This window comes from Streptomyces sp. YPW6 (assembly GCF_018866325.1).
GTDB lineage: Bacteria > Actinomycetota > Actinomycetes > Streptomycetales > Streptomycetaceae > Streptomyces.
This window is the reverse complement of sequence record NZ_CP076457.1, coordinates 1033871-1047106: the sequence shown is the minus strand read 5'-3', so window position 1 is coordinate 1047106 and position 13236 is coordinate 1033871. Positions and strand designations below refer to the sequence as shown.

Genomic DNA, 13236 nt, shown 5'->3' with positions numbered 1-13236 from the left:
CGGCGTACGCGGCCGCGCACTCCGGGGGCCGGTTCCCGGACAGCGGTTACAGTCGTGGCCGAGCCGCGCGCCCGCACCCGCGGCGAGGACATCAGGGAGGCACAGTGCGCTTGAGGGTGGAATTCACCACCGAGCCCTTCGATCTCGACGAGGCGCCCACCCACGCGGTGGTAGCCCGGGAGGTGATCCAGGGCGCCGGGCTGGACGCCGTCGACGTCGGCCCCTTCGGCAACACCGCGGAAGGGGGTGCGGACGAGGTGCTCACCGCCGTGGACTCCCTGCTGCGCCGGGCCCTCGCCTCCGGCGCCACCCGGGTCTCGCTCCAGGTGAACGTGATCGGGGAGGGGACCCGGTGACCGACTCCGCCGATCACGCTCCGGTGACCGTCGACCACCCCTTCGTATCGGCGGTCAAGCCGCTCGCCGACGCGATGGGCGCCGAGCTGCTGGGCCCCGAGCAGGCCCAGCCGGACGATGTGGTGCTCGCCTGGGAGGGCCAGGACGTCATAGCCGTACGCCTGCCCCAGCTCTCCGACTCGCTGGACCACATCCTCGCCGCGATGGAGCGACGGCACGGGATGCCGCTCGCCGACCTGGACCGGAAGGCCAAGCAGGGCGTCGTCCGGACCCTGGAGGCACGCGGTGCCTTCTCCGTCCGGCACGGAGTGGAGACCGTGGCCGGAGCCCTGGGCGTCTCCCGGTTCACGGTGTACAACTACCTGAACCGGGAACATACGGCCAAGGGTGAGTAGTTGGCCGAACACGCAGGAAAGCCGCCGTCCACATGCCGGGACGGCGGCTTTCTTCGTTCGCGATATTTCAACAAAGTGTTGACGTCGTGTTGTGGAGGGCGTTAGCTATCCGCAGCCCGAACAACGCACAGCGAAAAACAGCCACGGAGGCTCCCGTGACTTCGAGCTCCACACCGGGCCTCACCCGGTTCAACACCCTGGCGGACGGCGAGGCCACCCCCGCACTGCACGAGGTCTGTGCCAGTGCGGCCTGGGGAGACAGCATCCTCGCCGGGCGTCCGTACGCCACCGAAGAAGCCCTGCTCTCCGCGAGCGACGCCGCCATGGTGCGGCTCACCGCGGAGGACCTGGCCGACGCGATGGCGGGCCACCCGCCGATCGGCCGCCCGAAGCCCGGCGACCCGACCTCCTCCCGCGAGCAGCGGGGGATGGCCGGCGCCTCCGAGGAGCTCAAGACCGAGATGCTCGAACTGAACCTGGCCTACCAGGAGCGGTTCGGACATGTCTTCCTGATCTGCGCCACCGGCGCCACCGGTGAGCAGATGCGCGACGCGCTGAAGTCCCGGATCGGGAACTCGCCCGAGCAGGAGCAGGAGATCGTGCGCACCGAACTGGGCAAGATCAACCGCATCCGGCTGACCCGTCTCGTGACGGAGGCGCTCGCAGAGGACGCTCCCGCACAGGACTCTTGAGATCTAGGAGAGTGACGGTCTTGAGTACCGACACGACCGCATCGGTGTCCACCCACATCCTGGACACCAGCATCGGCCGCCCCGCCGCGTCCGTCGCCGTCTCGCTCGCCGCCCGCAGCGGAAGCGACGCGCCGTACGTCACGCTCGGGGCGTCCGCGACCGATGCGGACGGGCGTTGCAAGGACCTCCCGGCACTGCCGGAGGGCACCACCCATGTCCGTCTCGACTTCGACACCGAGACGTACTTTTCCAAGAAGCAAGCCGAGGCGCAGCAGGACGCCCCCCGCGTAAGGGACAGCGGCGCGTTCTTCCCGGAGGTGACCATCGCGTTCGCGGTCGTCCCCGGCGAGCACTATCACGTACCGCTGCTGCTCAACCCGTTCGGCTACTCCGTTTACCGAGGGAGCTAGCACCGACATGCCCACGATTCTCGGCCAGAACCAGTACGGCAAAGCAGAGAACCGCGTCGTCAAGATCACGCGGGACGGCGACACCCACCACATCAAGGACCTGAACGTCTCGGTCGCCCTCTCCGGCGACATGGACGACGTGCACTACTCCGGCTCCAACGCCAACGTCCTGCCGACCGACACCACCAAGAACACGGTGTTCGCGTTCGCCAAGGAGCACGGGATCGAGTCCGCCGAGCAGTTCGGCATCCATCTCGCCCGGCACTTCGTCTCCTCGCAGGAGCCGATCCACCGTGCCCGGATCCGGATCGAGGAGTACGCCTGGGAGCGCATCGCGACCTCCGACGGCAACTCCAGGTTCATCGGCGCCGACGAGGTGAAGCACTCCTTCGCCCGCAAGGGCATGGAGACCCGGGTCACCCAGATCACCTACGACGGTGAGAACTGGGAGGTCATCTCGGGCCTCAAGGACCTCACCGTGATGAACTCGACCAACTCCGAGTTCTGGGGCTACGTCAAGGACAAGTACACGACGCTGAAGGAGGCGTACGACCGCATCCTGGCGACCGACGTCTCCGCCCGCTGGCGCTACAACTGGACCAGCGACGAGCAGCGCATGCCGAACTGGGAGAAGTCCTACGAGCAGGCGCGCAAGCACATGCTCCAGGCCTTCGCCGAGACGTACTCCCTCTCGCTCCAGCAGACCCTGTACCAGATGGGTTCGCGCATCATCAACAGCCGCAGCGAGATCGACGAGATCCGCTTCTCGCTGCCGAACAACCACCACTTCCTGGTGGACCTCGAACCGTTCGGACTGAAGAACGATACCGCCGATGGTGCTGTCTACTTCGCGGCGGACCGTCCCTACGGTCTGATCGAGGCCACCGTGCTCCGGGACGGCGTCGAGCCGAAGATCCCGGTCGACATGACCAACCTCTGACGCGGCACTGAACCGGCCGCCGCCCGCCCGCAGACGGGCGGCGGCCGGTCATCCCGGAGGGAACACCCATGGCACAGCCTGCAACGGGGCCGGCCGAAGGCCCAGGCACAGCCCCCTCGAAATCCCTCGCCGGCACGGCAGTCCACCCGGTCGACGAGAAGCTTCCCGCCGCGCGGCTCCTCCCCGCGGCCCTCCAGCACATCGCCGCCATGTACGCGGGCGTCGTCACCCCTCCGCTGATCATCGGCCAGGCCGTCGGCCTGGACGCCGCCGGAATGACCCGGCTCATCGCCGCGAGCCTCCTGATCGCCGGACTCGCCACCCTCCTCCAGACCCTCGGCGTCGGCGCGTTCGCCGGCAACCGCCTCCCCTTCGTCAACGCCGCCTCATCCGCCGGCATCGCGCCGATGCTCGCCATCGCCGAGACCAGCGCACCGGGCCACCAACTCCCCGCCATCTACGGGGCGGTGCTCGTCGCCGGAGCCTTCTGCCTGGCCGTCGGCCCCTTCTTCGGCAGGCTGCTGCGCTTCTTCCCGCCACTCGTCACCGGCGTGGTCATCACCCTCATCGGTGTCACCCTCATGCCCGTGCCCGTCGCCTGGGCCCAGGGCGGCGACGCCACCGCCGAGGACTTCGGCGCCATGAAGTACCTGGCGCTGGCCGCCTTCACCCTCGTCGTCATCCTGCTCGTCCAGCGCTTCGGCCGCGGCTTCCTCAAGCAAGTCGCGCTGCTGGCCGGTATGTTCGTGGGCACGCTGGCCGCGATCCCGTTCGGACTCGCCGACTTCTCCGCGCTGAGGTCCGCACCGCTCGCCGCCCTGCCGACCCCCTTCGCCTTCGGCGCACCGGAGTTCCAGCCCGCCGCGATCCTCTCGCTCTGCATCGTCATGCTCGTGCTGATGACGGAGTCCTCGGCCGGAATGCTCGCCCTCGGCGAGATCTGCGACCGCCGCACCGACGGGATCGCCACCCTCCTCGGGCCGGTCTTCGGCTCCTTTCCCACCAGCGCCTTCGCCCAGAACGTCGGTGTCGTCTCGCTGACCCGCGTCCGCAGCCGGTACGTCGTCGCGGCGGCGGGCGGAGTCCTGCTGATCCTCGGCGCCTTCCCGGTGCTCGGCGCGGTCGTCTCACTCGTCCCGATGCCCGTCCTCGGCGGTGCCGGCATCGTCCTCTTCGGCTCCATCGCCGTGAGCGGCATCCGCACGCTCTCCGAAGCGGGCCTCGACGACAGCTCCAACATCATCCTGGTGGCCGTGGCGCTCGGCGCGGGCATCATCCCGCTCGCCGCGCCCGCCTTCTACGCCGGGTTCCCGGCCTGGGCGCAGACCGTCCTGGGCTCCGGGATCAGCGCGGGAGCACTGGTCGCGGTCGTGCTCAACCTGTTCTTCCACCATCTCGGCACCCACAGCCGCAACGCTGTGGCACTCAAATCCTCCTAGGGTCCTGCCGTGCCCACATCGCCACAGAGAGAAGAAGGAAGCGCCATGGCAGCCTCGGCAGACCCTCAGCGCATCGTCATCGAGAACTGTTCGATCGCCACCGTCGACGCCCACGACACGGAGTACGCCTCCGGGTACATCGTCGTGGCGGACAACCGCATCGAGTCCGTCGGCGCGGGCAAGGCCCCGGAGGGCCTGAGCGGTGTCGTCCGGCGCATCGACGCCACCGGGCACCTCGCCACCCCCGGCCTGGTCAACACCCACCACCACTTCTACCAGTGGATCACCCGGGGCCTGGCCACCGACCACAACCTCTTCAACTGGCTGGTCGCCCTCTACCCGACCTGGGCGCGCATCGACGAGCCGATGGCCCGCGCCGCCGCGCAGGGCTCGCTCGCCATGATGGCCCGCGGCGGTGTCACCACCGCCATGGACCACCACTACGTCTTCCCGAAGGGCTCCGGCGACCTGTCCGGCGCCATCATCGGGGCCGCCCGTGAGATGGGCGTACGGTTCACCCTCGCCCGGGGCTCCATGGACCGCAGCGAGAAGGACGGCGGCCTGCCCCCGGACTTCGCCGTCGAGACCCTGGACGGCGCGCTCGCCGCCACCGAGGCGACGATCGACGCCCACCACGACGCCTCCTTCGACGCCATGACCCAGGTCGCCGTCGCACCCTGCTCGCCGTTCTCGGTCTCCACCGAACTGATGCGCCAGGGCGCCGAGCTGGCCCGCCGCAAGGGTGTGCGCCTGCACACCCACGGCTCGGAGACCGTCGAGGAGGAGCAGTTCTGCAAGGAACTGTTCGGGATGGGCCCGACCGAGTACTTCGAGTCGACCGGCTGGCTCGGCGCCGACGTGTGGATGGCCCACTGCGTCCACATGAACGACGCGGACATCGCCGCCTTCGCCCGTACGGGAACCGGTGTCGCCCACTGCCCGTCCTCCAACGCCCGCCTCGCCGCCGGTATCGCCCGGGTGCCCGACATGCTCGCCGCCGGGGTACCGGTCGGCCTGGGCGTGGACGGCACCGCCTCCAACGAGTCCGGCGAACTCCACACCGAGCTGCGCAACGCGCTGCTCATCAACCGCCTCGGCGCCCACCGCGAGGCCGCCCTGAACGCCCGTCAGGCCCTGCGCCTCGGGACCTTCGGCGGGGCCCAGGTCCTGGGCCGCGCCGACCAGATCGGCTCCCTGGAGGCCGGCAAGCTCGCCGACCTCGTCCTGTGGAAGCTGGACACCCTGGCCCACTCCTCGATCGCCGACCCGGTGACCGCGCTCATCTTCGGCGCGGCCGCCCCGGTGACCCTCTCCCTCGTCGACGGCAAGCCGGTTGTCGAGGGCGACCACCTCACCACGGTGGACGAGGACGCCATCGCCCGTGTCACCCGCGACGAGGCCCGCCGCCTCGCGCAGATCGCCGCCGGAGCCTGATTCCGCGCGACATCCCCGACCGGCCGGTCTGGGGGGACGGCCCGAGACCGGCCGCCGTGGACCCGAGCGGGGTCCACGGCAGCCGGTCCGGCGGACGCGCACCCCACGGTGAGCGCCCGCCGGACCGGTGATGAACGCTGCCCGCACACACCCCCGTGCGCGCCCCTTCCCGCACCCCCCTCTGCACCACCTGCACCACCTGAGAGAGCCGCAAGCTCCGCCGCACCACTAACGCACCACCTCCCTGAACCCCACGTCGCCGACGACGTGTAACCGACCGGAGGAACCGCCGTGGCCGCTAAGCCCAGGTTTCGCAAAGACGCAGACGCAGCCGCCCCCGACGTGACGGACGACACCGTCACCGAGGCGGAAGCAGCAGGTGACGGCCGGAAGCATCCGGTCGACGAGACCCTTCCCCCACTCAAGATGTTCACCAGCGGCCTCCAGCACGTGGCCGCCATGTACGCGGGCGTGGTGGCCCCGCCGCTCATCGTGGGGCCGGCGGTCGGCCTCACCGCCAAGGAGACCGCCTTCCTGATGGGAGCGAGCCTCTTCACCGCGGGGATCGCCACCCTGCTCCAGACCATCGGATTCTGGAAGGTCGGCGCCCGGCTGCCCTTCGTCAACGGCGTCTCGTTCGCCGGGGTCGCCCCGATGATCGCGATAGGCAAGGACCGGGGACACGACGGGATAGCCGTCATCTTCGGCGCGATCATCGTCGCCAGTCTCCTGGGCTTCGTCCTCGCCCCGTACTTCTGCAAACTGGTCCGCTTCTTCCCGCCCGTCGTCACCGGCACCGTGATCACCCTGATCGGCGTGTCGCTCCTCCCGGTCGCCTTCAACTGGTCCCAGGGCGGCAATGCCGCGGCCGACGACTACGGTTCGATGACCAACATCACCATGGCCGCCGTGACCCTGGTCATCGTGCTCGCCCTGCGCAAGCTGCTGCGCGGCTTCCTCCAGCAGATCGCGATCCTGCTCGGGCTGGTCGTCGGCACGCTCATCGCCATCCCCGCCGGAATCACCGACTTCGGGGCCATCAAGGAAGCCGACGTGGTCGGTTTCCCGACCCCGTTCGCCTTCGGCGCCCCGCAGTTCGAGGTCGCCGCCATCATCTCCATGTGCATCGTGATGCTCGTCTGCATGACCGAGTCCACGGCCGACATGCTGGCCCTCGGCAAGATCGTCGGACGCCCGGCGGACGAGAAGATCATCGAGGGCGGTCTGCGCGCCGACACCCTCGGCAGTGCCGTCAGCCCGCTGTTCAACGGCTTCATGTGCAGCGCCTTCGCGCAGAACGTCGGCCTCGTCGCCATGACCAGGATCCGCAGCCGCTTCGTCGTCGCGGTGGGCGGTGGCATCCTGATCGTGCTCGGCCTGGTCCCGGTCGCCGCCTCGGTCATCGCGCTCGTACCGCTGCCGGTGCTCGGCGGCGCGGGCATCGTCCTGTTCGGCACGGTCGCGGCCAGCGGCATCCAGACCCTGGCCACCGCCGCCATGGAGAAGGGCGAGAACGCGCTGATCGTCGCGGCCTCGCTCGGTATCGGCCTGATCCCGATCGCCGCGCCGCAGTTCTACCACGCCTTCCCCGAGGACCTCCTGGTCGTCCTCGACTCGGGCATCTCCACCGGCTGTGTGGTGGCGATCGTGCTCAACCTCGCCTTCAACCACGTCGGCCGCAAGCCGGACGCGGCGGACGAGGAGCAGCAGCCCGGCGAACACGTGGTGCCGGCGGCCGCCGGGGTGGGCGTCCACTGACCCTCGCCCCTGACAGCGGCCCGGTGGGACCCCGCACGGTCCCGCCGGGCCGGCGCGCGTCCGGGGCGGGGGCCGCGGCGCGGACGGCCGCCCGCCGGCGGTAGCGTCAGGGGCATGGAAGACCAGTCTGTTGTGGATGTCGGCGACGTGCGCCTCGCGTACCGGGCCTGGGGCGATGCGTTCGGCTCGCCCGTCGTGCTGCTGCACGGCCTCGGAGACTCGGCCGCGCACTGGGAGGCGGCCGGCGCCCTGCTGGGCCGGGAGTGGCGGGTCTACGCCCTGGACCTGCGCGGCCACGGCGAGAGCGACTGGCCCGACGACTACGGCCTGGAGCTGATGGCCGAGGACGTCGTGGGCTTCCTCGACGAACTGGAGCTGGACCGCGTCGGGCTCGTCGGCCACGGCATGGGCGGCGTCGTCGCCCGGCTGGTGGCCCAGGAGCACTCCGACCGGGTGGAGCGGCTGGTGCTGGTGGAGACCCCGGCCCCGTTCCCCGGCGACCCGGGCCCGGCCGGCCGCGCCGAGGGCCCGGTGGACCACGACGAGAACGCGGTGCCCGCCGTCCACGACCAGCTCGCCGACCCCGGTCCGGACGCGGCTGAGCACCTCGGCGACATCGTCTCCCCGACCCTGGTCATCACCGGGGGCCCGGAGAGCGGGATGGCACAGCACCGCCAGGCGGACGTGGCCGCCCTCGTCCCGGACTGCCGCCTGATCACGGTCCCGGGCGGCCATCGCGTGCACGAGACCCGGGCGGACCAGGTGGCCGCGCAGATCACGGAGTTCTTCACCAGCTGAGCGGCTCCCGCGCCCGGTGCGCTTGGTGCGCGCGGGAACGCCCGTGCGCAGGGGAGACCGTGCGCGGGGGCACCAGTGCGCAGAGGCGCGGCCGCGCGCGGCGGTCAGCGGCGAGCGATCCGGCGGGCCGGTCCCGCCCGCCCACTCGGCGTACGGAACGTGTGCTGCCGCCCGGTCCACGCGGCGTACGGAACCCGCGGTGCCGCCCGGTCCGCGCCGGGTACGGAACCGGCGCTGCCGCCCGGTCCGCGCCGGGTACGGAACCGGCGCTGCCGCCCGGTCCGCGCCGCGTACGAAACCGGCCGTGCCGCCCGGTCCGCGCCGTGGCGGCTGCCCTTCAGCCGCCCGGCCGCCAGTCCGGGCGTCGGCCGCTCAGCGCGATCACGCGGTCCAGCAGTGGGGCGTCCGCCGCCACCGGCAGCGGCGGCGCGAAGATGCCCCCGCGGTCCGGGTCGTCCGCGTCCGGAGCGAGCAGCGCCTCGCAGGACCGCAGCTCGGCCTCGCCCGCCGCGTACGGCTGCCCGGTCGAGCGGGCCAGGTCCCAGCCGTGGATCACGAGCTCGTTGAGCGCGACGACCCCGGCCACCTCACCGGGCAGGTCGATCCCGCCCGCCCGGGTCATGCCCGTCCAGGCGTCGGGCGCCCGCCAGGCCGCCGCCACCTCCTCCAGCCGCCGGGGAAGGGCCTCGCGCCAGTCGTCCTCCAGCACGGGGAGGGCCGCGTCGGGAGGCGTGGCCGTGCTCGGCCCGAGGTCCTTGCGGGCCGCGTCGCGGAAGGCGGTGGCCAGCCCGGTGAGATGGCCGAGCAGCTCCCGTACGGCGTACGCGGGGCAGGGGGTGGGGCCGTCCAGGGAGCTGTCGTCGACCGGCCCGAGCAGTGCGGTGATCCGCCGGGCCGCCGGTCCCAGGTCCGGAAGGCGGGTGGCCGGCGCGGCGGTCGCGGGCGTGGCCGGCACGGGGGTCTGATGCGTATCCATACAGGGATGACCCCTCCACCGCCGGAATCTCATCGGTCGACGGACGCCGGGGCCGCGGGGCGGGCGACACAACCCGGCACATAGCGGAAGGTTCCCGGCCGGACTCTTGTCGGAGGGCCCCACGCCATGCCATACAGGTCTGGACCATTGCTGTCCGGATGGAAGGCACCATCGTGCAACGCCCCCACGTATCTGCCGCGTTGGCCTGCTCCGCCCTGCTCCTCGCCCCCCTCCTCTCCGCCTGCGGTGGTACCGCCGAAGCCGACACCCAGCCGCCCGGCATCCCGCAGAACGTGACCGCCCAGGCCAGCAGCTCCACCTCGGTGCACGTGATGTGGAAGGCGGCCCCCGCCGACGAGAAGGTCGCCGGCTATGAGGTCTACCGGGGAAAGGCCAAGGTCAAGAGCGTCCCGGTGACAAAGACCATGATCGACGTCGACGGTCTGGCGGCCTCGACGGACTACACCTTCAGCGTCCGGGCCAAGGACGCGGCCGGGAACCTCTCCGAGCTCAGCAAGGCCGTCCCCGTGACCACCCGGGCCACCCCGCCCGAGGACGACGAGCCGCCCACCGCCCCGGCGAAGCTGACGGGCCGTGCGGACGGCAGCCGTGGAGCCACCCTCACCTGGGATGCGGCCACGGACGACGTCGGCGTCACCTCGTACGACATCTACCAGGAGGACTCCCGGATCCACAGCGTCCCCGCCTCCGCGACCACGGCGAAGCTCACGGGGCTGCGCCCGGGGACCGTCTACACCTTCACCGTCCGGGCCCGGGACGCCTCCGACAAGTCCTCGGCCGACAGCAACGCCCTCGACCTCACCACCGCGTCCGCCCCGGGCGCCCCCGCGAGCACCGCCCCCACCGGCCTGCGGACCGAAGTCGGCAGGGCGGGCGGCGTGTTCACCCTGGACCTCTCCTGGGACCAGCCCGAAACGGGCGGGACCATCCCCGCCTACGAGCTCCACATGAACGGCAAGCTGACCACCACCATCGTCTGGGGCGGCACGCCCCCCGAGGGCCGCGCCACCTACCGCCTCGACCTCCCCGACCCGGTGGGCACCCGCTACTCGGTGAAGCTCAGGGCCAAGCTCCCGGACGGCACGTGGGGCGACTTCTCGGCCCAGCGGACGGTGGTCCTGACGGACTGACATCCCCGGACGGGCTCGTGGTGGTTCCCCGCCCCCGGCGCGCCGAGCCGCGTCACGGCTTCTCCCGGTGTCCGGCTCGGGCAGGGAGCCGCAGCCCTGCGGCCGGCCTCACCCGTGAACGCCACCGCCCCCGGCGCTGTGCGGTGCCGGGGGCGGTGGCGCTGGTGTCCTGACGGGGCGGGTCAGCGCAGCTGTTCGTACGCGGGCAGGGTCAGGAAGTCCGCGTAGTCCTGGTCCAGGGAGACCTGGAGCAGGAGGTCGTGGGCCTGCTGCCACTTGCCGGCGGTGAAGGTCTCCTCGCCGATCTCCTCGCGGATCGCGGCCAGTTCCTCGGCGGCGACCTTGCGGGCCAGGTCCGCGGTGGCGTGCTCGCCGTTCTCGAAGACCACGTCCGCGTTGATCCACTGCCAGATCTGGGAGCGGGAGATCTCGGCGGTGGCCGCGTCCTCCATCAGGTTGAAGATGGCGACCGCGCCCAGGCCGCGCAGCCAGGCCTCGATGTAACGGATGCCGACCGCGACGGCGTTGCGCAGGCCGTCGTACGTGGGCCTGGCGTCGAGCGAGTCGATGGCGATCAGGTCGCCCGGGGCCACCGAGACGTCCTCGCGCAGCCGGTCCTTCTGGTTGGGCTTCTCGCCGAGGACCGCGTCGAAGGAGGCCAGGGCGATCGGGACCAGGTCGGGGTGGGCGACCCAGGAGCCGTCGAAGCCGTCGTTCGCCTCGCGGTCCTTGTCGGCCTTGACCTTCTCGAAGGCCACCTTGTTGACCTCGGCGTCGCGGCGCGAGGGGATGAAGGCCGCCATGCCGCCGATCGCGTGCGCGCCGCGCTTGTGGCAGGTGCGGACCAGGAGTTCGGTGTACGCGCGCATGAACGGGGCGGTCATCGTCACCGCGTTGCGGTCCGGCAGGACGAACTTGGCGCCGCCGTCACGGAAGTTCTTGACGATGGAGAAGAGGTAGTCCCAGCGGCCCGCGTTGAGCCCGGCGGCGTGGTCGCGCAGCTCGTAGAGGATCTCCTCCATCTCGTACGCGGCGGTGATCGTCTCGATCAGGACGGTCGCGCGGACCGTGCCCTGCGGGATGCCGACGTAGTCCTGGGCGAAGACGAAGATGTCGTTCCAGAGGCGGGCCTCCAGGTGCGACTCGGTCTTCGGCAGGTAGAAGTACGGGCCCTTGCCGAGGTCGATCAGCCGCTGCGCGTTGTGGAAGAAGTAGAGGCCGAAGTCGACCAGGGCGCCGGGCACGGAGACGCCGTCCAGCTGGAGGTGGCGCTCCTCCAGGTGCCAGCCGCGCGGGCGCATGACGACCGTGGCCAGCTCGTCGGCGGACTTCAGCGCGTACGACTTGCCGGACCTCGGGTCGGTGAAGTCGATGCGGCGCTCGTAGGCGTCGGAGAGGTTGAGCTGGCCGAGGACCACGTTCTCCCAGGTGGGAGCGGAGGCGTCCTCGAAGTCGGCGAGCCAGACCTTCGCGCCCGAGTTGAGCGCGTTGATGGTCATCTTGCGGTCGGTCGGACCGGTGATCTCCACCCGGCGGTCGTTCAGGGCGGCCGGGGCCGGCGCGACCTTCCAGGAGTCGTCCGCGCGGACCGCCGCCGTCTCGGGCAGGAAGTCCAGCGTGGAGGTGCGGGCGATCTCGGCGCGGCGCTCACCGCGCCGGGCGAGCAGCTCATTGCGGCGCGGGGTGAACTGCCGGTGCAGCTCGGCCACGAACGCGAGGGCCGCGTCGGTCAGGACCTCATCCTGCCGGGGCAGGGGCTCGGCATCGACGATGGCCAGCGTGGACGGCGCTGGTGCGGACATGAGCTGTCACTCCTTCAGCGGGCGGCGGCGTCTCGACGGCCGCCGGGTCACCTGGGACGGCACGGCGTGCCATGGCTCCGAGATACGGCCGTGGGTGCCGTCTGAGGTTCAGAGGGCTTCTGACCAGTGGATAGTAGTTTCCTCATGGTGGAAGTTCAATGGTTTGTTGATATCGAGATTCTCCGGGTCGACAGAAACGGGCCGACGGCGGCGCAGCGTGCCAGCGCGGCCACGCACGGTTGAGGGGCGGGCGGAGGCCCCGCGACGTCGTGAGCAGTGGCCGGGGTCACTCCAGGTGCCTGAGGTCCCGCGAGGTGTCGATGTCGTACGCCTCGGCCACATCCGAACACTCCACGAGCGTGATCGCATCACGGTGCTCCCGCAGATAGGCGCGCGCACCCTGGTCCCCGACGGCCGCCGCCGAGATGTCCGTCCACCGGTCCGCCCCGAACAGCACCGGATGACTCCGTTCCCCGCCGTACGAGGCCGCCGCCAGGCTCATGCGCGAGCGGTACGCGAGCCGCACCCGCGCCACCGCCTCCGCGCCGATCCCCGGCTGGTCGACCAGAAGGACGAGCGCCGCGTCCGCGTCCGTCGCCGCCAGGGCCGCCAGGCCCAGCCGGAGCGAGGAGCCCATGCCCTGCTCCCAGTCCGGGTTCACGCTCACCGCACAGTCCGTGAGATCCGCCCGGGTCCGCACGTCCTCGGCCGCCGCCCCCAGCACCACGTGCAGCGGGCCGCAGCCGCCGTCGCGCAGGGAGCGCACCGCGTGTTCGACCAGCGGGCGACCCCGGTGCCCCAGCAGGGCCTTCGGGCGGCCGCCGAGCCGACGGCCGCCTCCGGCGGCCAGCAGCACCCCCGCGACCTCGGGGTTCCGCGTCCCGCGCGCTCTGTCCCTCGCCATGTCCTCAACCATGAGGTCTGGATACCACTGCGCCCTTCGCACATGCGACACGCATGTCACTCTCAGGGGTAACCCCGATTTCTTTCCGTGGGCTGGCGCGCACTGCCTGTCATGGCGTTAACTTGCGGACGAACCCGGGGACTTGGCCACCACCCCGGATACGGGGGGAGACACCGGCACA

General features: G+C 71.2%; 13 protein-coding genes. 10 read left to right on the top strand and 3 right to left on the bottom strand.

What is annotated here, in order from left to right; all coding sequences use genetic code 11:
• Window positions 1–104 precede the first annotated feature (104 nt).
• The 9 genes from KME66_RS04640 (at window position 105) to KME66_RS04600 (ending at window position 8222) form a co-directional block, all read left to right on the top strand.
• Complete coding sequence (locus KME66_RS04640) at window positions 105–356, top strand: hypothetical protein (RefSeq protein WP_073221422.1); 252 nt, start codon at window positions 105–107, stop codon at window positions 354–356.
• Window positions 353–751, top strand: a complete 399-nt coding sequence (locus KME66_RS04635; protein WP_216319249.1) for a helix-turn-helix domain-containing protein — start codon at window positions 353–355, stop codon at window positions 749–751. Before KME66_RS04640 ends, KME66_RS04635 begins: the two co-directional genes overlap by 4 nt.
• 155 nt (window positions 752–906) lie before the next feature.
• On the top strand, window positions 907–1443 hold the full coding sequence (uraD, locus tag KME66_RS04630) for a 2-oxo-4-hydroxy-4-carboxy-5-ureidoimidazoline decarboxylase (RefSeq protein WP_216319246.1): 537 nt from the start codon (window positions 907–909) through the stop codon (window positions 1441–1443).
• Window positions 1444–1463: 20 nt separating this feature from the next.
• Complete coding sequence (uraH, locus tag KME66_RS04625; protein WP_018514694.1) at window positions 1464–1853, top strand: hydroxyisourate hydrolase; 390 nt, start codon at window positions 1464–1466, stop codon at window positions 1851–1853.
• 7 nt (window positions 1854–1860) lie between these two features.
• Entirely contained in the window at window positions 1861–2793 is a 933-nt protein-coding gene (gene pucL, locus KME66_RS04620; protein ID WP_073221429.1) for a factor-independent urate hydroxylase, read from the top strand.
• Window positions 2794–2861: 68 nt separating this feature from the next.
• Window positions 2862–4232, top strand: a complete 1371-nt coding sequence (locus KME66_RS04615; protein ID WP_216319243.1) for a nucleobase:cation symporter-2 family protein — start codon at window positions 2862–2864, stop codon at window positions 4230–4232.
• A gap of 45 nt (window positions 4233–4277) precedes the next feature.
• Window positions 4278–5666, top strand: a complete 1389-nt coding sequence (locus KME66_RS04610) for an 8-oxoguanine deaminase (protein WP_216319240.1) — start codon at window positions 4278–4280, stop codon at window positions 5664–5666.
• A 342-nt stretch (window positions 5667–6008) separates the two neighbouring features.
• Window positions 6009–7424, top strand: a complete 1416-nt coding sequence (locus tag KME66_RS04605) for a nucleobase:cation symporter-2 family protein (RefSeq protein WP_253208231.1) — start codon at window positions 6009–6011, stop codon at window positions 7422–7424.
• A 114-nt stretch (window positions 7425–7538) separates the two neighbouring features.
• Entirely contained in the window at window positions 7539–8222 is a 684-nt protein-coding gene (locus KME66_RS04600; RefSeq protein WP_216319233.1) for an alpha/beta hydrolase, read from the top strand.
• Between the two features lie 337 nt (window positions 8223–8559).
• On the opposite strand, the gene KME66_RS04595 is transcribed toward KME66_RS04600, so the two are convergent.
• Window positions 8560–9198 (bottom strand): TIGR03086 family metal-binding protein, encoded by a 639-nt coding sequence (locus KME66_RS04595; protein ID WP_073221444.1) that lies wholly within the window; start codon window positions 9196–9198, stop codon window positions 8560–8562.
• 158 nt (window positions 9199–9356) lie between these two features.
• Here KME66_RS04595 and KME66_RS04590 point away from each other — a divergent pair, with 158 nt between their 5' ends.
• A complete protein-coding gene (locus KME66_RS04590; RefSeq protein WP_216319230.1) occupies window positions 9357–10349 on the top strand; it encodes a fibronectin type III domain-containing protein in 993 nt (330 codons plus the stop codon).
• 182 nt (window positions 10350–10531) lie between these two features.
• Here KME66_RS04590 and aceB read toward each other — a convergent pair whose 3' ends face one another.
• Both aceB and KME66_RS04580 read right to left on the bottom strand, forming a co-directional pair.
• Entirely contained in the window at window positions 10532–12151 is a 1620-nt protein-coding gene (aceB, locus tag KME66_RS04585; RefSeq protein WP_216319227.1) for a malate synthase A, read from the bottom strand.
• A gap of 286 nt (window positions 12152–12437) precedes the next feature.
• On the bottom strand, window positions 12438–13055 hold the full coding sequence (locus KME66_RS04580; protein WP_216319224.1) for an NTP transferase domain-containing protein: 618 nt from the start codon (window positions 13053–13055) through the stop codon (window positions 12438–12440).
• Window positions 13056–13236 lie beyond the last annotated feature (181 nt).

What these genes read in the sequence shown, in the direction of transcription:
- pucL (WP_073221429.1), top strand. Translation starts at nt 1,861, where the DNA reads ATGCCCACGATTCTCGGCCAGAACCAGTACGGCAAAGCAGAGAACCGC.
- KME66_RS04615 (WP_216319243.1), top strand. Translation starts at nt 2,862, where the DNA reads ATGGCACAGCCTGCAACGGGGCCGGCCGAAGGCCCAGGCACAGCCCCC.
- KME66_RS04610 (WP_216319240.1), top strand. Translation starts at nt 4,278, where the DNA reads ATGGCAGCCTCGGCAGACCCTCAGCGCATCGTCATCGAGAACTGTTCG.
- KME66_RS04600 (WP_216319233.1), top strand. Translation starts at nt 7,539, where the DNA reads ATGGAAGACCAGTCTGTTGTGGATGTCGGCGACGTGCGCCTCGCGTAC.
- KME66_RS04595 (WP_073221444.1), bottom strand. Translation starts at nt 9,198, where the DNA reads ATGGATACGCATCAGACCCCCGTGCCGGCCACGCCCGCGACCGCCGCG.
- KME66_RS04590 (WP_216319230.1), top strand. Translation starts at nt 9,357, where the DNA reads ATGGAAGGCACCATCGTGCAACGCCCCCACGTATCTGCCGCGTTGGCC.
- aceB (WP_216319227.1), bottom strand. Translation starts at nt 12,151, where the DNA reads ATGTCCGCACCAGCGCCGTCCACGCTGGCCATCGTCGATGCCGAGCCC.
- KME66_RS04580 (WP_216319224.1), bottom strand. Translation starts at nt 13,055, where the DNA reads ATGGCGAGGGACAGAGCGCGCGGGACGCGGAACCCCGAGGTCGCGGGG.